At 64.9% G+C, this 25,136-nt stretch carries 26 protein-coding genes and 1 other annotated feature; of the genes, 8 read left to right on the forward strand and 18 right to left on the reverse strand.

Annotated elements, in window-relative coordinates; all coding sequences use genetic code 11:
• Positions 1-138: 138 nt before the first annotated feature.
• The 13 genes from Q8M85_RS19875 to Q8M85_RS19935 form a co-directional block, all read right to left on the reverse strand.
• Positions 139-1,230, reverse strand: coding sequence for a flagellar basal body P-ring protein FlgI (locus tag Q8M85_RS19875; RefSeq protein ID WP_305547832.1), 1,092 nt, complete (start codon positions 1,228-1,230; stop codon positions 139-141).
• Positions 1,227-2,228, reverse strand: a complete 1,002-nt coding sequence (locus tag Q8M85_RS19880) for a flagellin (protein WP_305547834.1) — start codon at positions 2,226-2,228, stop codon at positions 1,227-1,229. Before Q8M85_RS19880 ends, Q8M85_RS19875 begins: the two co-directional genes overlap by 4 nt.
• A complete protein-coding gene (gene flgK, locus Q8M85_RS19885; RefSeq protein ID WP_305547836.1) occupies positions 2,225-3,682 on the reverse strand; it encodes a flagellar hook-associated protein FlgK in 1,458 nt (485 codons plus the stop codon). The genes Q8M85_RS19880 and flgK overlap by 4 nt, the downstream gene beginning before the upstream one ends.
• A gap of 6 nt (positions 3,683-3,688) precedes the next feature.
• The gene (locus tag Q8M85_RS19890; protein ID WP_305547838.1) at positions 3,689-4,996 is read right to left on the reverse strand and encodes a flagellar hook protein FlgE; all 1,308 of its coding nucleotides are present in this window, start codon (positions 4,994-4,996) and stop codon (positions 3,689-3,691) included.
• Between the two features lie 92 nt (positions 4,997-5,088).
• A complete protein-coding gene (locus Q8M85_RS19895) occupies positions 5,089-5,934 on the reverse strand; it encodes a flagellar motor protein MotB (RefSeq protein WP_305547840.1) in 846 nt (281 codons plus the stop codon).
• 118 nt (positions 5,935-6,052) lie between these two features.
• Positions 6,053-6,895 carry a hypothetical protein gene (locus Q8M85_RS19900; RefSeq protein WP_305547842.1) on the reverse strand — a complete coding sequence of 281 codons (843 nt, stop codon included), beginning with the start codon at positions 6,893-6,895 and terminating at the stop codon, positions 6,053-6,055.
• A gap of 30 nt (positions 6,896-6,925) precedes the next feature.
• The gene (locus tag Q8M85_RS19905; RefSeq protein ID WP_305547844.1) at positions 6,926-7,297 is read right to left on the reverse strand and encodes a hypothetical protein; all 372 of its coding nucleotides are present in this window, start codon (positions 7,295-7,297) and stop codon (positions 6,926-6,928) included.
• Between the two features lie 18 nt (positions 7,298-7,315).
• Positions 7,316-8,269 carry a dynamin family protein gene (locus Q8M85_RS19910; RefSeq protein WP_305547846.1) on the reverse strand — a complete coding sequence of 318 codons (954 nt, stop codon included), beginning with the start codon at positions 8,267-8,269 and terminating at the stop codon, positions 7,316-7,318.
• Between the two features lie 29 nt (positions 8,270-8,298).
• Entirely contained in the window at positions 8,299-10,362 is a 2,064-nt protein-coding gene (locus Q8M85_RS19915) for a dynamin family protein (protein WP_305547848.1), read from the reverse strand.
• A 133-nt stretch (positions 10,363-10,495) separates the two neighbouring features.
• A complete protein-coding gene (locus Q8M85_RS19920) occupies positions 10,496-12,907 on the reverse strand; it encodes a hypothetical protein (protein WP_305547854.1) in 2,412 nt (803 codons plus the stop codon).
• 3 nt (positions 12,908-12,910) lie between these two features.
• Positions 12,911-13,999: a protein phosphatase 2C domain-containing protein gene (locus Q8M85_RS19925; RefSeq protein ID WP_305547855.1), complete on the reverse strand. Its 1,089-nt coding sequence runs from the start codon at positions 13,997-13,999 to the stop codon at positions 12,911-12,913.
• Entirely contained in the window at positions 13,980-14,804 is an 825-nt protein-coding gene (locus Q8M85_RS19930; protein WP_305547857.1) for an FHA domain-containing protein, read from the reverse strand. Before Q8M85_RS19930 ends, Q8M85_RS19925 begins: the two co-directional genes overlap by 20 nt.
• A gap of 265 nt (positions 14,805-15,069) precedes the next feature.
• On the reverse strand, positions 15,070-16,086 hold the full coding sequence (locus Q8M85_RS19935) for a polyprenyl synthetase family protein (protein ID WP_305547859.1): 1,017 nt from the start codon (positions 16,084-16,086) through the stop codon (positions 15,070-15,072).
• A 49-nt stretch (positions 16,087-16,135) separates the two neighbouring features.
• Here Q8M85_RS19935 and Q8M85_RS19940 point away from each other — a divergent pair, with 49 nt between their 5' ends.
• The 3 genes from Q8M85_RS19940 (at position 16,136) to Q8M85_RS19950 (ending at position 17,372) form a co-directional block, all read left to right on the forward strand.
• Positions 16,136-16,351, forward strand: coding sequence for a DUF2007 domain-containing protein (locus Q8M85_RS19940; RefSeq protein ID WP_305547861.1), 216 nt, complete (start codon positions 16,136-16,138; stop codon positions 16,349-16,351).
• Complete coding sequence (locus Q8M85_RS19945) at positions 16,351-17,109, forward strand: tRNA1(Val) (adenine(37)-N6)-methyltransferase (RefSeq protein WP_305547864.1); 759 nt, start codon at positions 16,351-16,353, stop codon at positions 17,107-17,109. The genes Q8M85_RS19940 and Q8M85_RS19945 overlap by 1 nt, the downstream gene beginning before the upstream one ends.
• 95 nt (positions 17,110-17,204) lie before the next feature.
• Entirely contained in the window at positions 17,205-17,372 is a 168-nt protein-coding gene (locus Q8M85_RS19950; protein ID WP_305547866.1) for a YdcH family protein, read from the forward strand.
• Here the strand turns inward: Q8M85_RS19950 and Q8M85_RS19955 are convergent.
• The 5 genes from Q8M85_RS19955 to Q8M85_RS19975 all read right to left on the reverse strand — a co-directional run bounded on the left by Q8M85_RS19955 (position 17,366) and on the right by Q8M85_RS19975 (position 21,804).
• The gene (locus Q8M85_RS19955) at positions 17,366-18,229 is read right to left on the reverse strand and encodes a DMT family transporter (RefSeq protein ID WP_305547868.1); all 864 of its coding nucleotides are present in this window, start codon (positions 18,227-18,229) and stop codon (positions 17,366-17,368) included. The genes Q8M85_RS19950 and Q8M85_RS19955 overlap by 7 nt on opposite strands.
• A 149-nt stretch (positions 18,230-18,378) precedes the next feature.
• On the reverse strand, positions 18,379-19,104 hold the full coding sequence (locus Q8M85_RS19960; protein ID WP_305547870.1) for a beta-ketoacyl-ACP reductase: 726 nt from the start codon (positions 19,102-19,104) through the stop codon (positions 18,379-18,381).
• A gap of 107 nt (positions 19,105-19,211) precedes the next feature.
• On the reverse strand, positions 19,212-19,571 hold the full coding sequence (locus tag Q8M85_RS19965) for a hypothetical protein (RefSeq protein WP_305547872.1): 360 nt from the start codon (positions 19,569-19,571) through the stop codon (positions 19,212-19,214).
• 28 nt (positions 19,572-19,599) lie between these two features.
• Positions 19,600-20,775 carry an acetyl-CoA C-acetyltransferase gene (locus tag Q8M85_RS19970; protein WP_305547874.1) on the reverse strand — a complete coding sequence of 392 codons (1,176 nt, stop codon included), beginning with the start codon at positions 20,773-20,775 and terminating at the stop codon, positions 19,600-19,602.
• A 171-nt stretch (positions 20,776-20,946) separates the two neighbouring features.
• Entirely contained in the window at positions 20,947-21,804 is an 858-nt protein-coding gene (locus Q8M85_RS19975; protein WP_305547877.1) for an EAL domain-containing protein, read from the reverse strand.
• Between the two features lie 117 nt (positions 21,805-21,921).
• Between Q8M85_RS19975 and Q8M85_RS19980 the strand changes: the two genes are divergently transcribed.
• From Q8M85_RS19980 to Q8M85_RS20000, 5 genes are all read left to right on the forward strand, one after another.
• On the forward strand, positions 21,922-22,479 hold the full coding sequence (locus Q8M85_RS19980) for a DNA-3-methyladenine glycosylase I (RefSeq protein WP_305547879.1): 558 nt from the start codon (positions 21,922-21,924) through the stop codon (positions 22,477-22,479).
• A 62-nt stretch (positions 22,480-22,541) separates the two neighbouring features.
• Entirely contained in the window at positions 22,542-23,444 is a 903-nt protein-coding gene (gene trxA, locus Q8M85_RS19985; RefSeq protein WP_305547881.1) for a thioredoxin, read from the forward strand.
• A 27-nt stretch (positions 23,445-23,471) separates the two neighbouring features.
• On the forward strand, positions 23,472-24,128 hold the full coding sequence (locus tag Q8M85_RS19990) for an LON peptidase substrate-binding domain-containing protein (RefSeq protein WP_305547904.1): 657 nt from the start codon (positions 23,472-23,474) through the stop codon (positions 24,126-24,128).
• Complete coding sequence (locus Q8M85_RS19995) at positions 24,125-24,301, forward strand: Trm112 family protein (protein WP_149587477.1); 177 nt, start codon at positions 24,125-24,127, stop codon at positions 24,299-24,301. The genes Q8M85_RS19990 and Q8M85_RS19995 overlap by 4 nt, the downstream gene beginning before the upstream one ends.
• Positions 24,302-24,344: 43 nt before the next feature.
• Positions 24,345-24,402: a sequence feature (sul1 is cis-regulatory element that is thought to sense ions involved in sulfur or methionine metabolism; They are found in Alphaproteobacteria), on the forward strand.
• Positions 24,403-24,468: 66 nt separating this feature from the next.
• The coding region (locus tag Q8M85_RS20000; protein ID WP_305547885.1) for a SulP family inorganic anion transporter at positions 24,469-25,136 on the forward strand (668 nt) is incomplete at its 3' end.

Genomic DNA, 25,136 nt, shown 5'->3' on the forward strand with positions numbered 1-25,136 from the left:
CCTACGTCATCCATCCCGTCGGGCGAGACGTTCAGGACGGGAGGAAAGTCCGCAACCTGGTTAAGAGGATATGAACGTCCACAAGCAAACTACTGATTCCATTGGCCCTGCCCTCCTGTCCACGCAGGACGATCCGCGTCAGTTCACGACGAACTCAGCATGCAGCGCCCCGGCCGCATTGATGCTTTTCAGGATGTCGATCATATCGTGCGGCGCCACTCCAAGGGCGTTCAGCCCGGCCACCACCTCGGCCAGATCGGTTCCGCCCCGCACCTCGGCCAGCCCCGTCCCGTCCTTCGTGATCGAGGCGTTCGACCGCGGCACCACCACTGTCTCGCCCTCGGCAAAAGGGTTCGGCTGGGACACCAGGGGGCTTTCTTCGACCCGCAACGTCAGGTTGCCCTGTGCCACCGCAACCCGGCTGATCCGCACGTCTGCCCCCATCACGATCGTCCCCGACCGCTGGTCCACCACCACCCGCGCCCGTGTCTCGGGTTCCACCAGGATCCCCTCCAGCCGCGCCAGCACATGTGCCGGAGACCGCATCCCCGTCGCGCCGATGTTGATCGCCACGGTCCCTGCGTCGGTCATCTCGGCCACCCGGGTCCCGAATTCCGAGTTCACCGCCTGCTCGATTCGGGCGGCGGTGGTGAAGTCGGCCGACTTCAACGCAAGCCGCAAAGAAGGCAGACCCGCGAAGTCGAACTCCACCTCCCGCTCCACCCGCGCGCCCGAGGGGATCACCCCGGCCGTCGGCACGCCCTGGGTCACCCGCGCCGCATCGCCTTCGGCGGTGATCCCGCCCGCGATGATCGTCCCCTGTGCCACGGCATAGATCTGCCCGTCCGCCCCGTGCAGGGGCGTCATCACAAGCGTCCCGCCCAAAAGACTTTTCGCGTCCCCAATGGCCGAGACCGTCACGTCGATCCGCCCCCCGGCCCTTGCAAAGGGCGGGAGTTGCCCGGTGACGAAGACCGCTGCCACGTTCTTCGGCCGGAACTCCTCGCCCGTTACATTGGCCCCCAGCCGTTCCAGCAGGTTCGCCATGATCTCTTCGGTGAAAGGCGCGTTCCTCAGGCCGTCGCCGGTGCCGTTCAGTCCCACCACAAGACCGTAGCCTACCAGGTCGTTGCCGCGCACTCCGTCGAACTCGACGAGATCCTTGATTCGGATCGATTCGGCACCGGCAGCGCCGACGGTCAGGAACAGGGCCAGAAGGAAGCGGATCATCGCAGGTACTCCGTAAGGCTCAGCCGCGAGACGCGGGCGGTGACGAGATAAAGGGATTCAAGCTGCGCGCGGACAGTCTCCAGCCGGGTCGCCGCTTCGTAGGGGTCGGCCGAGCCGATGTCCGACCGCAGAATTCCAAGCGTCGTCTCCTCGGCGGCATTTCGGGTGCGGGCGGTTTCGATCTGCGCCTCGACAGTCCCGATCCGGGCCGCCAGCGTGATCCGCGCGTCTTCGGTCCGGTGCAGGGTCTGGCCTGCGATCTGTGCCAGCCGTGCCCGTTCCTCGGCATTTCCGGCCAGGACCCCGCGGTCCATCAGCGCTGCCATCGCGAAGCCCGCCAGCGTGTCGCGGATCGCTGGGTCCATTGCCGTGGTCGAAAGGTCTGCTGCCTCTCCGGGGGCGATCGGGGCCGCCGAGAGCGATGCGCCGCCCTGGTAGAATGTAGCGAAACCCAGGGGGTCGGCGAACCAGCCGTTGACTGCAGCTTCGACCTGACCCGCCGTCGTTGCACCGGCTGCCGCCGTCTCCAGAGCAGCCAGAAGGTCCTCGGAGCCACCCAGCGGGACGGTGTCGGTCGCGACGCCGGAAAAGACAGCGCGACCAGAGGCTTGTGTGTTGATCAGCCCAATGGCCGAGGAAAGCCGGCCCCGTGCGTCGGCTGCCGTGGCGTTCACCTGGGCTGCTGTCGGGAAATCCCGGGACCCCATCAACGTCATCGTGATGCCTGCGGCCAGTTGCGACAGGCCCGCGATGGCGGACTGCTGCGCCGCGGTCTGGAAGGCGGCATCCGTCGTATTGGTCCTGTAAGCCGCAAGGCGGGCGAGGCTGGCGTCGACGGCAAGCAGGGGCGCGACGTCGCCACGCATCACCTTGCCGATGTCCGCGTGTCGCCCTGTCGCCACCTCTTGCGCGGCTCGCTGAACCTGCCCACGCAGGTCGGCCCCCTGGCGCGCCAGAATGTTCGTCAGACTTGCATCGCCAACCGAGATCCGGGTCATCCGCCAAGCCTTATGAGGGTGTCGATCATGTCCGCCACCGCCTGGATCACCTTGGCATTGGCGGCGTAGTTCTTCTCAAGCACCAGCAGCTCTTGCATCTCCTGGTCGGTATCGATGCCGTTCTGCGCCTCAAGGTCGGTCAGCGCAGTCAGGCGGGCTGCCGAAAAGCTTTGCTCGGACTGCGCCGAAAGCCGCATGGACGAGGCGTCCGACAGAATGTCCGAGGTCAGGACGGCAAAACTGCGGTCGCCGGCGGTGAAGCCGGCAGAAGCCAGCGGACGGGGGCCGGTCAGGGCCGCATGCAGCGCGGTCAAGAGGGTGCCATTGCCCGGCGGACCTTCGGTCGCGGCCCCAAGCCCGTCGCGCAGACGGAAAAGCGCCCCGCCCTGGGCCGGGTCGGCGGCAGGGTTCAGCCGCAGCCGCCCCGCGAGGCCGACCTCGTTCAGCGGATCGAACGTACCACCAGCATCGGTGAAGAGGCCGGCTGCTCCCGGCGCAAGGGTGGGGTCAAGGCCTGCAAAGCGTTCCAACAGGTCGCGGGCAGCAGCGTCCAGCTTTCCCTGAGCGCCGACCGCCAGTTCGTCCCGAACCGAGAACAGCGCACCAAGCGTTCCGCCCAGGATCGGGCTGGACGAACCGGCCGTGTCGTAGGGCCTCCCGTTGATGGTGATCCCCGACAGCCCACCAAGCGCCTGGGTCATTTCCGGGGTGATCGTGTGGACCGGGGTGAAGCCGATGACCGCGGCCGAGCCTTCCAGCAGGGGGGCGCCCCCGACGGTGAAAAGGGCAATCTGGTTCAGGTCGCGCGGAACCTCGCGAACCGGGACGATGGCCGAGATCTGGTCGACCAGCCGCTGCCGTTCATCCAGAAGTGCCGAGACATCGCGCCCGGCCCCGGTGAAAGAGCGCAGGTTCACGTTCAGCTCGTGCAGCTGCTGAAGCGTGGAGTTCAACTTGCCGACGTCCTCTCCGATGCGGCGGTCGGCGCTGGCGCGGGCGTTCTGAATGTCGGTCGTGGCGGCGGCAAGGCCGGCCATCAGGGACTTGGCCGTGGTGGCGACGCTGTTCAGGCGCGCCTGCGATTCCGGTCGCCCGGCCGACTCGACCAGGGCCTGGTCAAAGGCGGCAAGGCGCGCCGCCAGGGATGAGGGATTGTCGGCGGTGCCCAGCGTCTGTTCGACCCGCTTCAGGAATGCGGCCCGGACATCGCGGTCGCCGCCCCCGGCCTGGGCGATCCGCCGTTCCCCCAGGAGATGCCGGTCGACGTCGCGCGTGACGCCAAGAATCTGCACACCTTGTCCGTGCCCCGCCAGAACCGCCGCGCCCAGGCCCACCTGCCGGCGGGCATAGCCCGGAGTCGTTGCATTGGCCACGTTCGACGACAGGATCTCGGCCTGCCGCGAGGTTGCCGAAAGTCCCGACAGGGCGCCGGCAAGGGCGGAGGTGATGCTCATCGCCTATCACCGCTTGATGTTCGTGGTTTCCTGCAACATCTCGTCCACCGTCTGAATGACCTTGGCGTTGGACGAATAGGCGCGCTGGGTCTGGATCAGGCTGGTGAGTTCCGCCGCGACGTCGGTCTTCGACCCTTCGCGCGAATAGCCCTGGATCGACCCCGTCGGTCCCGAACCCGCGTCCCAAAGGAAGAACGAGCCGGAATCCGGCGATACCTGGTAGGTCTGGTTCGAGAGTGACAGAAGACCGTTGGGGTTCGGCACGTCCACCAGAGGGATCTGGAACAGGCGCCGGGTAAAGCCCGTGTCGTAGGTGGCGTTGACATAGCCCTTTTCGTCAACCTCGACCGTGGTCAGGTTGCCCACCGGAGAGCCGTTCTTGGTGATCGAGACCGGCGCGAAGTTGTCGGAAAGCTGCGTCAGTCCGTTCGGATCTCCTGCGCGGCCGATGCCCACGGTCAGCGGGCCGCCCGCAACCATCAGCGCCAGCGTACCATCGGCCGGGTTGTAGGCCCCACCAGACACCACAGTGACCGAGGCCAGCGTGCCGCCAGCGCCCCGGCTGTCGTCGAAGGTGAGGCTGTATTCGCCGATCAGGTTGCCGCCGCCCGCGCTGTCACGGATCTGCATCGTCCACTGGTTTGACGAACCCGTGGCCGGCACGGTCGGGATAAAGGTGACTTCCAGCGATTCCGAGGTGCCGAGGTTGCCGAAATACTCCACCGACAGAGGCGGTGGCGTGGCGGTCGATCCGGCTTCGGTGTAGGTCGCGGGCAGGTTGACCCCAAGGTTCATTGCGGTCGTCGGATCGCCAGCCGTCTGGTTGGTGTTGATCACGATGGGCACCAGACCCGAGATCGTATCCCTCGGGTTCGACGGGATTGTCCCATCGGCGTTCGCGGGCCAGCCCAGCAGGACAAGGCCAGAGTCGGTCTTCAGGACGCCGTCCGCATCGGTGCGGAAGCTGCCCGTGCGCGTCATCAAGAGTGGCGTGTCGGACAGGGCGTTGCCCAGCGACACCTCGTTGATCACCGGCAGCATCCCGCGCCCGGCAATCGCCAGGTCCAGCGGATTGCCAGTGCCGACAAGATCACCGCGTTCGTCGATCAGCCGGATCGTCGAAGCCCGGACGCCGCCCGCGGAATAAGTGCCGGACCCGCGCGACCCGGTGATGACCATGCTGGTAAAGTCGGTCGAGGCGCGTTTGTAGCCAAAGGTGCTCGAATTCGCGATGTTGTCGGAAATCGAGGCCAACCGCGTAGCATTCGCGTTGAGCCCGGCCACACCCGCGCTGAGCGAGGAGGAAATAGTCATGGGTAAGCGCCTTTCTGCAGCTTCGACCTTCTGGTGGGTCGACCCTGCAGCACGGCGTCTTAACATCGCCCTAATGGCTAAAAGTCGACGGATTATCGGTCGCGTCGCAGAAGGATGATCTCGATCCTGTTGTTGCGTTCGGCCGCCGGGTCGGTAACGGCGGGTTTGCGGTCGGCATAACCCGTGATGCGCTGCATCCGCGCGGTGTCGAGTCCCGCCTCCTCCAGCACCTTGCGGGTTTGTTGCGCGCGATCGGCCGACAGCACCCAGACCGGGTTTTCGATCAGCGTCACCGGATGCGCCCGCAGGTGGCCCGATACCGCAATCTCGTTCGTGGTCAGGATCAGAACCTCGGCCAGCACGTCGGCGAGAGCCAGCATGACTTTGGTCGGCTCGGCTGTATCCGTGTCGAACAGCGGTGCTTCGGGCAAATCGAAGATCTCGATCACCAGGCCTTCGTCCGTCACCCTGGTGACGACGTGGCGCAAGAGCCGCTCCATCGTGTTGCTTTCGCCGCCGCGGGCCAGCAGCGCCTTTTCCACATTCTCCAGCTCGGACTGGGCCTTGCCTTCACCCGCAGCACCTTTGCCGGCGTCGTCGCCCGCGGCGTCCGCCGAACTGGCCGAGGTCTTGCGATCCATCGCGCCGGTGCCGGTATGGGCCATCGTCTCTTCGGCAAACACGCTGTTGCCGCCGAAGGCGCCGTCACCGCCGCCCGAGATGCGGTTCACCGGGATCGTCGGATTGAAGTAATCCGAGATTCCCTTCCGTTGCTTTTCTGTCGTCGCGTTCAGCAGCCACATCAAGAGAAAGAACGCCATCATGGCGGTCACGAAGTCAGCGTAGGCGACTTTCCATGCCCCGCCGTGGTGGCCCCCGCCACTGACTACTTTCTTCCGCTTGATGATGACCGGCGCCGCATTACCTTGCGCAGCCATCCCACATCACCCAAGTATTACACCCAAGTCACTGAATAGCAGCCGTAGGCTTTACAGGCGCTTAACCTATTGGGTTTTAGCGAGTTTTCATATTTCTGCCACGGTCGCGGCTGCCAAGCTAACGCAGCGCGGTCTTCCAGGCACCCAAGGTCGAGGTGGTCGCGTCGCCCTCGATGACCCCCAGTAGCATCGCTGGCCCAATGCGGGCACCGACGATGCTGTGGCCCTCGACCAGCATTGCGCCCAGGATCATGCAGATCGCATCGCCGGGCGCGGCAGACAGGAGGTCGAACTGCCGTTCGAGCGAGTCGCGTTCGTCGGCAAGGAAGCCCTGCAGATGTGAAACCATCTCGTCCGGGCCATCGGTCCGACCATTCTCTGCGCCGCCGTCGATAAGCCAGGCGATCAGCGCCGGGCCCATCGCCGCCGCAAAACCGGACAGCCCGGTTTCCCCGGCCGCGATCTCCTGGGGGGTGGGTGGGACCACCACCTCGGGCACTTCGACTGGATCGTCGTCGGGTTCAGTTACGTTCAGGTCAACCAGCAGCAGATCCGCCAGAAGCGCGACCGGCAGTCCGACGCTGACCTCCTCACCGCCACGACCAACAGGGCCCGAGACGACATGCAACTCGTGGCGCAGGACCGCGACACCCTGGAACAGCTTGATCAGGTCATCCTTGTGCTCATCCTCAAGCACTTCGGTCCCAAGACAGCTTTCGGCACCGATCAGGCCTTCTGCGTCGGTCACCCGCAGGATCCGACGTCCGGCGACGTCCAGTGTCAGGCTTGGCCCGGCAGAAGAGACGAAGCGCAGAGACCGGGCCAGCATCGTCTCGTTGACGACGCGCAGCAACTGGGCCACGGGGTTGCGGTCGGTGGCTTCGGAAATCACCCGGCCACCGCCCGGCACGAAGCGAGCGGCCGCCTGCAGGCTTTGCAGACGCGCAAGGATGGGAAGCATGCCCCTGTTCAACGGTTTGCCCGGCCCTCGTCACCCAGCATGAGTGATGCTTTCAAGCGTGCTACGGATTTTCGCTACAAACGCCGGAAGGTCAATGCTGTGGTCACAGATGCAACACAATGCGTCGGCCGGTTCGACGTCGGACCTAAGGAAGACGCGAACGGTGTCCGGTCCCATGACCACGGCGGCGTTGGGTTCACCAAATGCTTCGACCGAAAGTGAGAACAGCGGGTCGTCAAAGCTGGTGCGGGCCTGATCGCACAGCCGGTCCAGATATTCCTGCGTCGTCGACAGTGGCCCCATGCTGGACAGGATCATGCGGGACGACAGGTCCGCAAAGGCCACCAGACGGGCCTGCGGAAATGCCTTCACCACCGCGCCAAGGCTTTCGTTCACGCCCAAGGTCGCATCCTTTTCGGCTTAAATGCCCTTCAGTCGGCTCAGAGGCGGGGTCTCGGTCGCCCCCATGATCTGGTCCGAGAAGGAAACAAGGGTCGGACCGGACTCATCCGTCGGTCGTTCGGTGCGCAGCAGGCGCTCCCCAGAAGCGACGCGCCGCGGCAGGACTTTCAGCACCGGGGTATTGCGGACCGCCATGAGACGCTCGAACGTCTGGGCGATAAGGCTCTGACCCACCTCGGCCTCGTCCGCAGCGTCGGGACGGATCATCGGCTTGCCTTCGTCGCCCGGTTCGGGGTGACCTTCGTCGATGATGCGATGGATGATGTCGAACAGCGCTTTCGAGAAGGCATCGACGCCACTGTTCAGCCACGTCGCTTCATCGGCTCCAGCCCGCATCGCCTGCAACAGCGAAACGGGGAAGACCTCTGCGAACAAGCCCTCGGTTTCCTGCTTGACGCGCTTCAGCACCTTGGCGCGGTCGCTGTCGCCGACGATCTTGTCGAAGCGGGTGACCAGAAGCAGGCTGTTCTGCCGCATTTCCTGCGGGAAGGTCGACCACACGCCGGATTCGGACTGCCGCCATGCCTGGGTCGCATGGGTGCACCACAGAACCGCATCTGCGAGGTAGGCCATCCGCTCCCAGACTTCGGACGACATCGACGGGTCCGAGATCCCGGGCATGTCGACCAAGTCGCAATACCGCAGGATGTCGCTTTTCATGAAGATACGGATATGCTCCGTCGTCTCCAGGCTGACCTGCTCCAGTTCTGACAGGTCCAGGTCATAGGCGTGGCCGTCCAGGCCCATCGTATAGGCGTCGTCAGGGCCATAGGACAGCCAGACCGGCGGCAACTGCGTGGCCGTCACCTTCTCAAGCAGCGGCTTTGCCCCCATCAGCACATTGCAAAGCGTGCTCTTTCCCGAGCTGAATTCGCCCATGATGGCGATGCGGGGCTTGCGGGTCAGCGGCATTCCACAGGTCCTTTCGTACCCTCGACCTATCAGTCGGCGTAAATGGCAAGCTCATCCATGATCGAGGCCAGACATTCCTGCCGGTCCTCCCAGGCGTTCACGCCGAAAAGTTCCTTCATCTCTTCCATCGAAATCTCGGAAGATGCCAGAGCGCTCATCAGAAGTTCGCGCTGTTCCTGAAGGAAGTCCTTCAGCGTCGCCTGTGTCCGTTCCCGGAACAGGCCGATCTGGATGGTCTTCAGGTCGTTGATGATCGGGTCGGTTTCGGCGCGGATCAGCTTGTTGAAGTCCTGTGCAAAGGCCTTGTAGCCGCGGCGGCGCTGCCACCAGCCCTTCCACCAGCCGACCTGCAGGTCCAGTGCGATGGTCTGGCCCAGATTGATCGGCGGCGGGATGTAGCTGACGACCGGAGTCTCTATCTTGAAGCCTTCGACCGTGATCGAGAAGGTCTTGCCGTACAGGTCGGCAATCTTGACCGCGGTCTCGTTGTTCACCTCGGCCGCAATGGCGTGCATCTTCTTCAGCACGACCTGATAGCTGGACGAGAGCAGCATCCGTAGCCCCAATGGGCTGTAGTGCCAGGTCGCATCCTCGCCATTGGTCTGCAAATGCTCGATCAGGCTGTTCGTCGCGCGGTCCAGGAAACGTTCGTAGCTTTGGTCGATGCGGTGGGTAAAGTCCTTGCACACGTTGTTGGTCATGTGCGTCAGCTTCTCGACCGCAGCAAGCTCTATCTTGCGCAGCTCGCTGTCCAGCTGGTCGGTGGTCATGGTTCGGTTCAGCTGGCCGTCGGATTCCAGGATGCGGACCTGATCGACCACGTCCAGCGACTGCGCCAGGTTCAGCGCCTGGCGCGACGACTTCTGCAGCGCCTCACGGACCGGGCCTTCGTACATCCGCTGACCCAGCGCGTCCAACAGCGCCGGTACGCCCGAGGCATGCCAGACCAGCTGTTCAGCCGACCAGCTTTCCATCTTGTCGGCAAAGGCCGCACGGGTCCAGTTGATCGCCGATTCGGTCGAATCTTCGGTCATCTCGTCGATCTTGCCTTCCAAGACCGCGTTGGCCCAATGGGCCGAGCCGTAGATGATGTCGATATCCGGCGGCGCGTTGTTCTTTTCCAGCGTCTCCAGGATCGAGCGGTGGATTTCGGGGACCTGATTGGCCGGGTCCGGCAGTTCGTCGATCCGGTTGACGAAGATGATGATCTCGCGCGATTGGCGGTGGGCGATCAGGCGGATCAGCGCCATGTCCATCGTCGTCAGGGCCTGGTGCGCAGACAGCACGACGATACAGGACCGGCTGTCACGCACGGCGTTGATCGTGATCTGCTCGCGCATCATGAACGTGTCGTTCACGCCGGGCGTGTCGCGGACGCACAGCTGGACCGGGAAATCCTCACGCTCGATGTAAAGGTCGGCCGACTTGGTGATGTCGGTGAAGCGACCCTGCTCGGCTCCGCCGGTTTCCTCGTCGCCGACGCAGACATAGCGGCGCAGAAGGGCGTCATCGACGGTGCCATAGCGGTGCTCGGTGCCCAAGAGCATCTCGAACTTGCGGCCCAGTCGGGCCTGCGCCTTCTCGCGCATCTGCACAACTTGCAGGCGCAGTTTCTCAAGCTCGTCATCCGCCCCGGCGCGGGCCGCCAACTGGCCGATCCGCCCGCCGTTCGACACCAGCTTTTCCCACTCGGCGTTGTCGAAGAACTTGAACTTCGCCTTCACGTTCAGCTCGGGCGAGGGCGTGTTGATGTGCAGCGACGTCACCACCGATGTCCAGGGGTTCACGTCCGTCGGCAAGAGGTTCGGCGCACCGATCATCGCGTTCAGAAGCGAGGTCTTGCCGGCCTTGATCTGGCCGATCACGGTCACCGAAGGTTCGACCTCGCGAACCTGGCTCATGATCCGCGTCACCTTTTTGGAGGTGTCGGGGTCGGCCATGGTCACGAAATCGCGCAGCACGTCTTCGAACTGCGTGATGGCGTCGGCAATGCGAGTCAGACCCGGGAAATTGCGCTTCAGCGCAACGTCAGGTTCCTGCACAGCCACGCTGTCCAGCTCTTCCTCGTTCTCTGCTACCGCACCCAGTCCCATGATCACCTCATACCTGCGGGCTTGATCCGTCCGATTGGCAAGCACATCGACTCAAGTCCCCGCAATCATGTCATAAGTTTGGAAAGTGGTCCCAATTGGGCACATTCTTGACGATTCTACGCTCACAATGGCGTCACTGTACGCGTAATGTTTCCAATTCGCGTTTAAGTTGCAGAAGAAGGGTCAGCGCATCGTCTGCGGGAGCGTGCCCTTTCTCCAGTTGCATCAACATGATAAGGTCCATGACCTCCCCCACGTCACTGCTGATCCTGAGCATTTCGTCGGACCGCCCGCGCGACACCACGCTTTGCAATTGATCGCTGGTTTCGCGGGCATGTTCAAGAATCAAGTCGACCGGAACCTTGCCTTCGGGATCGACCACGCCGGAAAGTCCGGTCGACCGCACGACGATCAGTCCGACCGCCTCGTCCACCAGGGACTGCTCGGTCGAAGGCACTGACCCTGCGGCTGACGGTGCGGTCGCAACCGGCATGGCCCGCGGGGCGATGCGGGGCCGTTCCCGGCGGGGCGGGGGGGCGTCCGGCGTCCGCGTTTCCCGGCGCATGATTGCCGCAGGCGAGAACTGGTCTTCCGAAACGGTCGCAGGAGCGGGTGTTGGAGCCGGGACCGCAGCCCGAGGAGACCGAGTGATCGGAGTTGTCCGAAGCGGAGCGGCGGGTGGCTCGACCGAAGCCACGGGCCGCGCGCGGGGCTCTCGGTCGAAAAGACGCGGGCGCTCAACCGACCGCTCAGGCTGTTTGGCCGGGGCAGTCTGTTCCTCTGGCTCTGGCGCCGGTTCCGCATCCTTCGGCTCTGGCGGTTCAGCGGCAGGCTCTTCGGCCTCCGCAACATCCTCGACCTTGAAGGGGTTCTCCTCGATCGCCGATTCCATCTCTTCGGGCGTGGCGCGCAAGGACGACAGGTCGGTCATCGGCACGTCACGGTTCGTCGTGCCAGGCCGGCGACTGCCGAACAGCTGAGGCCGCGCCACCCGCGGGGCTTCTGCACCGGCTTCGGGCCGAGGTGTCACGGCCCGGGCAGTTCGGTCGCGCGCAATGGAACGCTCGCGCGGTGCGGGTTCCTCGGATGCAGGCGCTTCGGATGACAGTTCCATACCGGGCGCACCTTCGCCCAAGTCCGCCTCTTCGACAGCCGCAGTTGGCTCGGCAACCTCGGTGGCCGGTGCGACCTCTTCCGCCACCGGGGGCAGCGGCTCATCCGGGACCGGCGCCGCATTTGCCCGTGGGCGCCGAACAGCATCACGCGCGGGCTCGGAGTCCGGCTCGGGTGCAGGGGGCGGCGCTTCGGTTTCGGCCTTCGACTTCCAGGTCGTGCGCAAAGGCACGGCCGGAGCCGCCGCCGCATCTCCGTCTGTCGCCACGCGCTTGATCCGGTCGGCAAAGCGCCGTCGCGTTCCCGGTTGTTCCGACTCCGGCGTTGCTGGAACGGGGTCGTGGGAAGGCGCCGTCTCGACCGCAGCGGCTTTCTGGGCGGTAGCCTCCGGCTCGGTCACGGGCTTGGGGGAAAGGTCCGGTTCGGGTTCGACTTCCGTGACCGGGACCGAGGCCTCTGGCGGCGGCTCTGCGACGGGCGCGGAGCCCGCGGGTTCGGGCACAGCCTCCGGCTCGGGCGCCGGTTCGACCGCAGGCTCTGGCGGTGGGGTCCAGGCCTTCGCGGGCTTTTCCTCGGCGTCGGCAAAGCGCTTGGCTACCAGCTCGCTGGCCTCGACATGCCGCGCCAGCAGCAGTTCAGCCGTGTCCATGTCTGCCCGGCGACCCGATTGCACCCGGGTCTTGATTGCGGTGATCACCGCCGAGGCGCCACTGTCGCGGAACAGCTCGCGATTCACCTGACCGCCAGGAGGCATCGCCGCACGGGCCTGCTTGGCCGAGATTGACAGGATCTGGCGGAATTCTTCACTGGCGCGCAGCTCGACGCGGTCATGCATCGCCTGCGCCGCGTCACGGCTGCCAAGTAGGTCGACCTTGGTCAGGAACATGAAGCTGTTGTCCTTGACCGCGTCCGGCAGGCTTTCCCAGACCGACTGCTCCTTTGGCAGGTACGAGGTCGTGCACCAGATCACGATGTCGGCGCGCTTGCTGGCCCAGGTCGCGGCCCGCTTCTGTTCGGCCTCCATAGGGCCGGCGGACACTTCCAGCAGGCTGATGATCCGCAGGGCTGGCAGGTCCATCTCCAGTGTCACCAAGGCGGGGGCCAGCGGCAGCACCTCGGCCAGGTCGGCACCGGGAACGGTCTTCGAGGTCCCGTCGGTCAGCGTGCACAGCATCCGGGACACGTCGCCGTGCTGGACGATGATGGTCGGCAAGCGCAGCGTTTCAGGGACGACCACCGACCCGACCAGCAGGTTCAGGATCGACGACTTGCCCGAGCCGGGCAGCCCCAGCAGCGCGATCCGTGCCGGACGCTCCAGCCGTTCGATCAGCCGTTCCGCAGCCTCCGCCGGACCGCCGGCAGGCAGAAGCCCGCGATCAAGCGCACGGCCCAGCCGCTGGGCGACTGTCAGTTCTCCGTCCGTATCTGCCATGACCTACTTTATGACGGTGACTCTACGTGGCCGCAACCGTACAGGGGACAAATCCTCCACCGACTGGTCTTGGTTGCTTTCTTGCACCTCCTCGATGACCGGGCGCGGCGCGCGCGCGACCTTGGCTTCCGGTAGCGGAGCCGCCGTTGTCACGGGGGGTGCGACCGCGGCCGACATTGGCGTCGGACCCGCCTTCGGACTTGGCATGCGCACATGTTCGGGCGCAACCGTTGTCAGCCGACGCGGCCGGGCCACCGCCGTCGACGGACCCTTGGGCCGGTCCTGCGTCGCGCGAACGGATGCGTCGTTCACCTTGATCACGGTGAAGCTGATATTGTCCTGGTCGGGATCGTCCAGCCGGGTGATTTCTTCCAGAAGCCGCTCGGCGATTTCCGTGGACCGGGTCTTGCGGGCCTTGTTCAGCACCTTCTCGATCTGCGCATTGGTCAGGAATTGCAGCCCGTCCGAGGCGCAGACGACGATGTCGCCCGCCTTCAGCTCGAACGGCTTCGTGGGGCAGTCGATCTTCGGAATCCGCGACCCCATCAGGACCGAGATCAGGCAGTTTCGGTCGGGATGGTTGGCGCCGACCTGCGGATCCATCAGCCCGGACTTCACCATGAAATCGATCTGCGGCGCCATCGAATGATCTTCGTTCAGCTGCGTCAGTCGCCCGTTGCGGAACAGGAACAGCGGCGAGTCCCCGATCGAGATCCACCAGAGCCGGTTCTCCACCAGGGCCGGCACCACCAGTGTCGCGCCCATCCCATCCGTCTCCGGGTGGCTGCGCGTGTGCTGCCGCAAGGTCTCGTTCGCCAGGTCAGCGACGCTGCGCAGAATCTCCGGCGCTCGCGCTTCGAAGGCCTCGACATCGGCGAAATGGAACTTCAGCTCGCTGAAGACTTCCGTCAGGATGATCTTTGATGCGACGTCGCCCGCCGCGTGCCCGCCCATTCCATCTGCCAGCACCACGAAGCCTGCCTCGGCGCCGACGGGGAAATCCGCGGTGATCGCGTCTTCCTGATAGTCGCGCGCGCCCTGGCTGATGCCCGACGCCACATCATACCGTGGCTCACGCGATCGCCATATCATTACCGTCTCCCTCGGACTCAACCGCCGACCAGTTGAAGTCGGGCGTACACAATACTTTCAACATAAGGGTCGTTTCACCGATCTGGATCACGTCCCGATCCCCCACCATCGACGTGGTCAGCAGGGGCTTGCCGTTCAGGCGCACCAGGTTCGACTTGCCGCCGTGCCCCAGGTGGAACTGGTGCGTCGTCGGGTCATAGGCGATGGCCGCGTGGTTCTGGCGCGAGATCGCCATGTCACCGAAATCAAGCGAGATGGTCTGGTCCGCGCCCCGCCCGATCTGCGAGATGCCCCGCATCACCGGAAACGCGGCACCCCGGCCCGGCCCAGAAACGATAACCAGCCAGCCGGTCGGATACATCACGACGCCCGCCTTGTCGCCAGGCTCGATCGAGTCGTCCATACGGCCTTCGTCGAACAGCGGAACCACGGCTGCGGGTTGTGGCTCGAATCCCAGAACTCGGGTCTTCGTCCGCGTCGCCCGCCGCCGCGCGCCGGCATCGGCGGCAATCTCGCGCGCCGGGGTCGGGACCGGAGCCGCCGGAACCGGCTCTTCCTCCATTTCCCAGATGTTGACGGTCGGAGTTGGGCCTTCCTTGGCCACCACCGCGCTGTTCGGGGTCTGGGTAAGGACCTCGGGGGCGCCGTCGGCAAGCTTCGGGAAACGTCCGGCGGCGGGCCCGTTGCCCTGCGCGACCGACTGGATTGCGGCTTTCGTAGCCTCGATCTGCTCAGCCTCGCTGCCGTCGAAGCGCGCTGCACGCTTCGATTTCGACCGTCCAAAGAGCCAGCTGAAGATATTCATCGTCCGTACCCCGCACCCCGGACATCGCCCGGAGTTTCATCAATGTTGCCCGGGTCAGGTTACCAGGGCCTGAACGGACCAAGGTTGCCTTTGCCATACTGCCCTATCCAGAAACAAACCGCACCATCCGCCAACCTTGACCGCCCCCGCAGTCCTGGGACGGAATGACTGACAGGCCACCCCGACTTAACACCGATTAGTCAAGAACTTTGTCCAAAAAATGATCCTAATTCGGTCATTTCACGGATCAAGCCCTTCCGGTCGGTCAGGCCACGCGGCTGACCACAAAATCCGCAAGCTGTGAAAGAATGTCACGCAACTCATGCTCGGGCAGGATGTCAAGCGCCGCCTTGGCCTTCGCCGCCCAGGCCAGCGCATCGGTCCGGCAGGCCGATATTGCGTCGTGCCGCTGAAGAATCACCAAAGCCTGTGCCAGGTCACCCTCGCGCTGGTCGCCCTTCTCGATCACCCGGGTCCAGAAGGCCCGGTCGTCCAGGCTGGCCCTGGCCACGGCCTTGATCAGGGGAAGGGTCAACTTCCTTTCCCGGAAGTCGTCGCCGGTATTCTTGCCGATCACGGCAGTCGAGCCGCCATAATCCAGAATGTCGTCAACAATCTGGAATGCAATTCCCAGTGCATCCCCGTAATTCCGCAGCGCCGTGATTTGAGCTTCGCTTGCGCCTGCGATCACGCCGCCCACTTCGGTCGCCGCCGCAAACAGCGCCGCCGTCTTGCCCCGGATCACCTGCAGATAGATCCGCTCGTCCGTGGCCAGGTCCTGCGCCGCGGTCAGTTGCAGCACCTCTCCCTCGGCGATGGTGGCCGAGGCGTCGGCCAGGATGTCAAGAACGCGCAGGCTGCCGGTCTCGACCATCAGCTGGAAGCTGCGGGCAAAAAGGTAGTCCCCGACCAGAACCGAGGACTTGTTGTCCCAAAGAAGGTTCGCTGTCGGACGCCCGCGCCGCCGGTGGCTTTCGTCGACCACGTCGTCGTGCAGCAGCGTTGCGGTATGGATGAACTCCACCGTGGCGGCCAGCTTCACATGGTCCTGCCCTGCGTAGCCCAGCATCCGCGCCGCAGCCAAGGTCAGCAGCGGACGCAACCGCTTGCCCCCGGCCTCGACCAGATGCGCCGTGACCTCGGGGATGCGGGGCGCGTGCTCGCTGGCCATCCGCGCGCGGATCAGCACATTCACCGAGGCCATGTCATCGACCAAAACGGCGCTCAGCCGGTCCTGCGGCGCCATTGCCTTGTCCACCGCCGTCTCGCCCGCACCGTCCATGCTGCCTGCCGCCCTTGCCCCGCGCGAAGGGCGGGATTAACTGAAATCCATGAAGGAACTTCTGCGCACCAACGACCCCACCATGATCGCCTTCGCCACCGTCCTTCTTGAGGGCGAGGGTATAGCGGCCTTTCCGCTGGACGTCCACATGAGCATCCTGGACGGCAGCCTTGGCATACTGCCACGCCGATTGATGGTGGCCGACCGCGACCACTTCCGCGCCGCCGCGATCCTGCGTGACAACGACATCCCGGTAGACCCCTGATGTTCGCCGAGGATCAGCTTTCGGACGACAAGTTTCTCTGCGGCCGCCTGCGCTTGCTGCAACCGGTCAAGGGTTACCGCGCCGCGACCGATCCCGTCTTGCTGGCAGCCGCCTGTCCGGCCGAAGCCGGACAGTCCGTCCTCGACCTTGGCTGCGGGGCAGGGGCTGCGGCGCTGTGTCTCGGCCAGCGCGTACCGGGCGTCGTGCTCGCAGGGCTGGAGCTGCAACCGGCCTACGCCGATCTTGCCCGCCGCAACGCCGCCCGGAACGGCATCCCGATGGAGGTCCACGAAGGCGACCTTGGGCGCGTCCCCGCAGCCCTGCGCCGCGACTTCGACCACGTGATCGCCAATCCGCCCTACTATCACGCGGGGGGTAGCCCTTCGCCTGTCGCGGCCCGCGCCACCGCGATGCAGGTGGACACCCCGCTTTCTGGCTGGGTCTCAGCCGCAACGCGCCGCCTGCGTCCCGGTGGCTGGCTTACCCTGATCTGCGGCGCAGACGGACTGCCCGAAGTCCTCGCGGCGCTGTCGCCCAAGCTCGGCTCTGCCGCTGTCCTGCCGCTGGCCGCGCGTGAAGGCCGTGCCGCCCTGCGCGTCATCGTCCAGGCGCGGAAAGGCGGCCGCGCGCCCTTCCGCCTGCTTGCGCCCTTGGTCATCCATCAGGGCCCAGCCCATGACGGCGACCGCGAAAGTTATACGGCCGCCGCCAATGCCGTGTTGCGGGATGGCGCCGACCTCCTCGCGTCATTCCGCTGAATTGGACGCATCATTCTGTCACAGGGCTGTAACAAGGGATGACACGACTCGGGTTTCGTGGTGCACTTGGCAGGCAACAACCAAGGAGGACGACCATGACGATCCAATCCCATCTGGTGGAACTGCGCAGAAAGCACGAGTCCCTCGCCGAAATGGTCGAAAAGGCCCAGCGCAGCCCCGGAGTGGATGATCTGAAGATCGCCGAACTGAAGAAGCAGAAGCTGAAGCTGAAGGAGGAGATCACCCGGCTCAGCGCTCACTGATCCTTTTTGGCGCTGGCTTTCGCGGCCAGCGCCGCACCGCCCGCGATCAACACCGCCGCCAGGGCGATCGCCCAGGTTGGATTGGTGATCCCGGCGACGACCAGTGCCAAGGTCGACAATAGCGGGGCCGCGTAGCTTGCGACGCCCAGCAACTGGATATCGCCGCGTTTCATGCCGATGTCCCAGGTGAAGAAGGCCGCGCCGACCGGCCCAATTCCCAGCGCCAGAACCGCCGCCCAGCCCAGCGGACTTTCAGGCCAGACCGTATCTTCCAACGCCAGATGCGCGGCCACCGACAGAGCCGCCGTCGCCAGGCAGAACACGGTCACACTTTCTGTCGGGACTTCGCCCAGCCGGCGCGATATCACCGAGTAGCCCGCCCAGGTCAGGGCACAGACGAAGGCCAGCGCCAGCCCGAGGGCCGAGCCGGTCCCATCTTCCGCCCGCCCAAGGACGATCACTGCCGCCCCGGCGAAGGCGATCACCGCCCCGATCACATGCGGCGCCCGCAGCCGCTCACCCGGCAGCAGACCAGACAGAAGCACGATGAACAGCGGCCAGAGATAGGCGATCAGCCCCGTCTCCGCCGTGGGCGACAGACGGAAGGCGGTGAAATACAGGAAGTGATAGCCGAACAGCCCGATCGTGCCGAACGCGTAGACCTTCCAGCTGACGCCGCGCAGCACCCCGAACCCTTGCCGAGCCGTCCAGACCAGCCCGATCAGCCCGCCAATCCCGAAGCAGATCGCGTTCAGCAGCAGCGGAGGGACCGGCGTACTGCCAATTGTGAACAACGCCAGCAGCGACCACATCAGCACTGCGGTAAAGCCGATCAGCGTTGCCTTGCCCTTGGTCACTTGCCGCTCTCCCCTGTGTCCGGCTTGCATAACCGCCGACACAGCAAAGGAAAAGGGCCGCCCCGAAGGACGGCCCGCCATGCTCCTCGATGACTTCGTCTCTCGTCGCGACGCTTGCTGACCAGAAGACGAAGTCGCACGAGAAGACGTCAGACGAAGAACTGCCCGCCGTTCGCGCTGATCGTGGACCCGGTGATGAAGCCCGCATCCTCGCTGGCCAGGAACACCACGATCCGCGCGATTTCCTCCGGCTCGCCCAGGCGGCCAACCGGAATCTGCGGGATGATACGCTCGTTCAGCACCTTCTCGTCAATGGCCCGCACCATTTCCGTGCCGATATAGCCCGGGCAGATCGCATTGACCGTGATCCCGGCCCGCGCGCCTTCCTGCGCCAGCGCCTTGGTGAACCCAAGGTCCCCCGACTTGGCCGCCGAATAGTTCGCCTGGCCGGCCTGGCCCTTCTGCCCGTTGATCGAGCTGATGTTGACCACCCGCCCGAACTTCCGGTCCCGCATCCCCGACCACAAGGGGTGGGTCATGTTGAACAGGCCCGTCAGGTTGGTGTCGATCACCTCTTTCCACTGGCCCGGAGTCATCTTGTGGAACATCGCATCCCGCGTGATGCCCGCGTTGTTCACCAGCACGTCAACCGGACCCAGATCGGCCTCGACCTTGGCAATCCCGGCCGCGCAGGCGTCGTAATCCGCGACCGACCACTTGTAGGTCGGGATGCCGGTCTCCTTGGTGAAGGCCGCCGCCGCCTCGTCGTTGCCGGCATAGTTCGCCGCGACCGTGTAGCCCGCCGCCTTCAGCGCGACCGAGATTGCCGCCCCGATTCCCCGCGATCCACCCGTGACCAATGCAACCCGTGCCATTCTGCCCTCCTCCGGCATACTGTTGTATTCCTTGTAATCCTGTTACCGAAACGAAAGCGGGCGCGCAAGATTATTGCGCGCCCGCGGGCGAAAACATCGGCAAGAAATCACGGGGTGAGGTCGGGAATGAGTACACCCTGTTCCCGGCCTAGCCGTCCGCAATAGCCAAACCAGTCCAGGTTGGACTTGACCGAAAACAGCCGGTCGATGCGGTTTTCCCAGCGCGGTTCAAGGTAGACCATGATCGAGGCGACATCCGCCTCGGCCTCGGTCTGGCCCATTTCGGCGGCAACTTCGACGGCGCGGGCGCGAAACGCGGTCGCTGCTGCCTGGGCTGCAGCGATCTGCTCCGCCGTCACGCCACCATAGCCGCCAGCCAGTGCCGTAGCGCGAAAGACCGCGCTGCACTCCGCCAAGTTGGCCCAGAGTGGAGGCTCCTGTGCCGCGACCGAACCGGCCACAAGCATCAGAGCCGCCGCAAGAGCCGCCCGCACCTCAGGCGCGTTCCAGGCACATGGCGACACCCATGCCGCCGCCGATGCACAGCGTCGCGAGACCCTTCTTCGCATCCCGACGTGCCATCTCGAACAGCAGCGTGTTCAGGATGCGTGCCCCCGAGGCGCCGATCGGGTGGCCGATGGCGATGGCGCCGCCGTTCACGTTCACGATCGACGGGTCCCAGCCCATGTCCTTGTTCACCGCGCAGGCTTGGGCCGCAAAGGCCTCGTTCGCCTCGACCAGATCCAGATCGCCGACCTTCCAGCCCGCCTTGGCCAGCGCCTTGCGCGAGGCATGGATCGGGCCGACGCCCATGATCGACGGATCAAGCCCCGCAGTCGCGTAGGACGCGATACGCGCCAGCGGGGTCAGCCCGCGCTTGGCGGCCTCTTCGGCCGTCATCAGCACCACGGCTGCAGCCCCGTCGTTCAGGCCGGAAGCGTTCGCCGCCGTGACCGAGCCGTCCTTGGTAAACGCCGGGCGCAGCTTCTGCATGCTTTCCAGTGTCGCGCCGTGGCGAATGTATTCGTCCTGGTCCACCACGATATCGCCCTTGCGGGTCTTCACGGTGAAACCGATGATCTCGTCCTTGAACTTGCCGGCCTTTTGCGCCGCTTCGGCCTTCAGCTGGCTGGCCAGCGCGAGTTCGTCCTGCATGTCGCGGCTGATCTGCCACTGGTTCGCGACGTTCTCGGCGGTCTGGCCCATGTGGTAGCCGTTGAAGGCGTCCCAGAGCCCGTCCTTGATCATCGAATCGATGAAATTCATGTCGCCCATTTTCTGCCCGGCGCGCAGGTGCGCGACATGGGGGGAAAGCGACATCGATTCCTGCCCGCCCGCGACGATGATCTTCGCATCGCCCAGTTGCACATGCTGCGCACCCAGCGCCACGGCGCGAAGACCTGACCCGCAGACCTGGTTCAGCGACCAGGCGCTTGCCTCTTTCGCAAGACCCGCCTTGATATGCGCCTGCCGTGCCGGGTTCTGGCCCTGTCCCGCAGTCAGCACCTGCCCCAGGATCGTCTCTTCGACTTCGGCCTTGTCGATCCCTGCGCGTGCGACGACTGCCTCGATCACTGCAGCACCCAGGTCATGCGCCGGAGTATTGGCGAACGCGCCGTTGAAGCTGCCCACGGCGGTGCGGCCCGCCGACACGATTACGACATTGGTCATCTGGTTCCTCTCCCACTAGCGCCTGAGGGTGCGCCACGGCACGAGGGGCTCGCGCCGCATCAAGTCATGCCCTAAGGGCATCTTGCTGCGAGTGCAAGAAGGATGGCGCCGCCGGACCGATTCCTGTCCGGCTTGTCGCAAACAGACACGGGCCGCCCGCTCTGCGCCAGTTCAGGAGGCTTTGAGATTGGGCCGCCCGTGCCGGAAAGCGCGAAAATCGGGGGTCACAGTAGGCGGGCCGAAGAGATAGCCCTGCAAGCACCCCACCCCCGCCTGGCGCAGCCATTGGGCCTCGCCCTCGGTCTCGACCGATTCGGCGACAACATACATTCCCAGCTCTTGCGCCATCGCGATCGCCGCCCGGGTCGCATTTTGGGCTTCCGGCGTCCGGTCGATGTGCTTGATCAGGCTGCCGTCTATCTTCGCAATCTCGAATGACAGCTCCTGCAAAGTCCGCAGAGAGGTCATTCCGGCCCCGAAATCATCCAGCGCGAACACGATGCCATGCTCGCGCATGTCGGCCATGAAGGGCTTCAGCACGTCGGGCACCTGCATTGCCGAGGCTTCGTTGATCTCGAGGATCAGGTTCTTACCCAGGCGCGGCGCTTCCTGAAGGGCACGGCGAAGGATGTCGACCCAGGGTCGGTAGCCCACGGACCGCGCCGACATGTTGATCGACACCCGGATCTGCGGATTGCGCTGCATCGCCAGCAAGCCAAGCTGCAGCGAGGCACAGTCGATCTCGCGTCCAAGCTGACGCTGTTCCACCGTGGGCATGAAGTCGCGCGCCGGGATCACCTGGTCGCGCAGGTTCAGCAACCGGATGAAGCCTTCGAAAAACCCGATGACCGTCGGATCGGCCGCATAGACCACCGGCTGAAACGCCAGTCGCATCCGCCCGTCCTTCAGTGCCGAAGCGACCATCGACAAGGTCTCGCGGTCCTGGGCCGAAATCGCTGCGTTCAAGGGGCTAGAGACCAGCGGGTCGCGGTCGAACTTCGACACCTTCGGTCCCTTCATATAGCTCATGTCCTGCCCCCGTCCGATGACTTCACGCTCGACACCCTAGGCCGGGATGGGTAAACGGAAGGTCAACATTCGCATTTTGTTCCAATTCTCCGAGCCGGCGCCAGAAGGGCTTTCGACATGCAAAATGCCGACAATTCGACGCGTTGCCCCTGGTGCGGCACGGATCCGCTGTACGTCGCCTACCACGACCGCGAATGGGGTCACCCCGAGCGCGACTCGCGCCGCCTGTTCGAGCTGCTGATTCTCGAAAGCTTCCAGGCCGGGCTTTCCTGGATCACCATCCTGCGCAAGCGCGACCACTTCCGCTCCGCCTTCCAGGGTTTCGACCCCGCAGTGATCGCCACCTGGGGCGAGCCCGATATCCTGCGCCTGCTGCAAGACCCCGGCATCATCCGCCACCGGGGCAAGATCGAGGGCACGATCCGCGGTGCCCGCGCATTCCTTCTGATCGAAGAGCGTCAGGGTTTCTCGCCCTTCCTCTGGTCTTTCGCCCCGCCGTCCCGCCCCAGGCCTGCCACGCTTGCCCAGGTCCCCGCGCAGACCCCGCACTCCCAGGCCCTGTCCAGGGCGCTCAAGTCCGAGGGATTCAACTTCGTCGGTCCCACCATCACCTACGCCTTCATGCAGGCCTCCGGCATGGTCAACGACCATATTGCCGCCTGCGACTGGGGCTGACCCCCTTGGCCTTTTGCGCCCCAGCGGCCATATAGGGGCAAACATCCATCAAGGGGTCCACCATGCTGGGTCTGGGCGAAAAACCGCAAGCCGACGCGAACCTGATCAAGGACGCAACCGAAGCCAGTTTCATGGCCGACGTGATCGAAGCCAGCCGAGAGGTGCCGGTCATCGTCGATTTCTGGGCCACGTGGTGCGGCCCGTGCAAGACGCTTGGTCCGATGCTGGAAACTGCCGTCAAGGCCGCGGGCGGCAAGGTGAAGATGGTCAAGGTCGACGTCGACCAGAACCAGCGCATCGCGGCCCAGCTGCGCATCCAGTCGATCCCCACCGTCTATGCCTTCTGGCAGGGCCAGCCCGTCGACGGCTTTCAGGGTGCCGTACCGGCCTCGGAACTGAAAGCCTTCATCGACCGCGCAGCAGCGCTTGCCGGGGACGGCGGACTTGCCGAAGCGATCCAGGCGGCCGAAGACATGCTGACCGAAGGCGCCGCCGTCGACGCCGCCGAAACCTTTGCCGCGATCCTCGAGGAAGAGCCCGAAAACGCCATCGCCTACGGTGGCCTTGTCCGCGCGCATCTTGCGCTGGGCAATCTTGACCAGGCCGAAGCCTTCATCACCGCCGCCCCCGCCGCCATCGCCAAGTCCAAGGAACTCGACGCCGCCCGCGCCCAGTTGGAGCTGGCGAAACAGGCCGCAAGTGCCGGCCCCGAGGCCGAGCTTCGCGCCGCCGTCGAAGCCAACCCGAACGACCACCAGGCCCGCTACGACCTGGCCGCCGCCCTTCTTGCCGCCGGGAACCCGCAAGAGGCCGTCGACCAGTTGCTTGAACTTTTCCGCCGTGACCGGGAATGGAACGACGGTGCCGCCAAGACCCAGCTCTTCACCATCTTCGACGCGCTGAAGCCGCAAGACCCTATCGTCCTGGCCGGTCGCCGCCGCCTCTCGTCGATGATATTTGCCTGACCCCATCTGCGGGCTACCTAGGTGTCCATGATCAGCGCAGCCGACCTCCCGGACACCATTCCGATCTTCCCGTTGCCAGGGGCACTCATGCTCCCCCGGGCGCGTCTTCCCCTGCACATCTTCGAGCCGCGCTACCTGGCGATGATCGAGGATTGCATGAAGACCAAGCACCGCCTGATCGGCATGATCCAGCCGCGCGAGACGCCCCCAAGCGAAAAACGCAGCGGCGAGAAACGTCTCCAGGCCATCGGCTGCGCGGGTCGCCTGACCGGCTTCTCGGAAACCGAGGACGGGCGCTACATGGTGACCCTCTCCGGCGCCTCGCGCTACCGTGTGAAGGAAGAGGTCCAGGGCTTCACCCCCTACCGCCGCTGCCTGGTGGATTGGACGCCCTTCGCCCGCGACCTTGGCCCGACCGAGGATGACCCCGGCTTCCGGCGTGAAGAGTTCATGGCCCTTCTTGGCCGCTACTTCACCAAGCTTGACCTCTCGACCGACTGGAACAGCCTGCGCGAGGCCGAGGTCGAATTGCTGATCAACTCGCTCTCGATGCTCTGCCCCTTCACCCCCGAGGACAAGCAGGCCCTTCTCGAAGCCCCCACCCTTGTCACCCGCCGCGAAACGATGGTGACCCTGATCGAATTCGCCCTCCGCGGCAGCGGCGAAGAGGAAATCCTGCAATGAGCGAACCCGCCGACCGCCGCATGCTGGAGGCCCTGGTCTGCCCCGTGACCAACGCCGTCCTGACCTATGACGCCGAGAAGCAGGAACTGATCTCCAAGGCCGCCCACCTCGCCTTCCCGATCCGCGACGGCATCCCGATCATGCTGGTCAGCGAGGCACGCCAGCTGGACTAAGCTTGGCAAGGACCTGACTCTCCGCTATCAGGCCACCAACGAACATGGAGCCGGGTGCAATTCCTGGCTGGCTCTTCCGGCCGCCGATCCGCCGGACAACCGTCAGACAGACCCCTGCAAGACCCCAACCGTCAGCCACCGGCGGATTGGTCTGGAACGGAATTCACATGATTTCTCTCGACGCCTACCGCAACCAGTGGTTCGGCAACATCAAGCCCGACCTTCTGTCCGGCCTTGTCGTCGCCCTGGCCCTGATCCCCGAGGCCATCGCGTTCTCGATCATCGCGGGGGTCGATCCTGCGGTAGGTCTCTACGCCAGCTTCGTGATCGCCGTGACCATCGCCTTCGTGGGCGGACGGCCGGCGATGATCTCGGCCGCCACCGGCGCCATGGCGCTGCTGATGGTCACCCTGGTGCGCGACCACGGCCTGGAATATCTGTTCGCCGCCTCGATCCTGACCGGGGTGTTTCAGATCCTGGTCGGAGTGCTTAAGCTGGGTCGATACAACAAGTTCGTGTCGCGCTCGGTGATGACCGGGTTCGTGAACTCCCTGGCGATCCTGATCTTCATGGCCCAACTGCCGGAGTTGATCGGGGCGAGCTGGCAGACCTTCGCCCTGGTGGGCGCCGGGCTGGTGATCATCTACGGCTTCCCGCGGCTCACCCGTGCGGTCCCCGCGCCTCTGGTGGCGATCATCGCGCTCAGCGCCTTCGTGATGCTCACCGGCGTGGACGTGCGCACGGTGGGGGACATGGGCCAGATGCCCTCGACCCTGCCGATGTTCCACCTGCCCGCGGTGCGCCTGACCTGGGAGACCCTGCGGATCATCGGGCC

Source organism: Tabrizicola sp. (assembly GCF_030694085.1).
In the GTDB taxonomy this organism is placed as follows: domain Bacteria; phylum Pseudomonadota; class Alphaproteobacteria; order Rhodobacterales; family Rhodobacteraceae; genus Tabrizicola.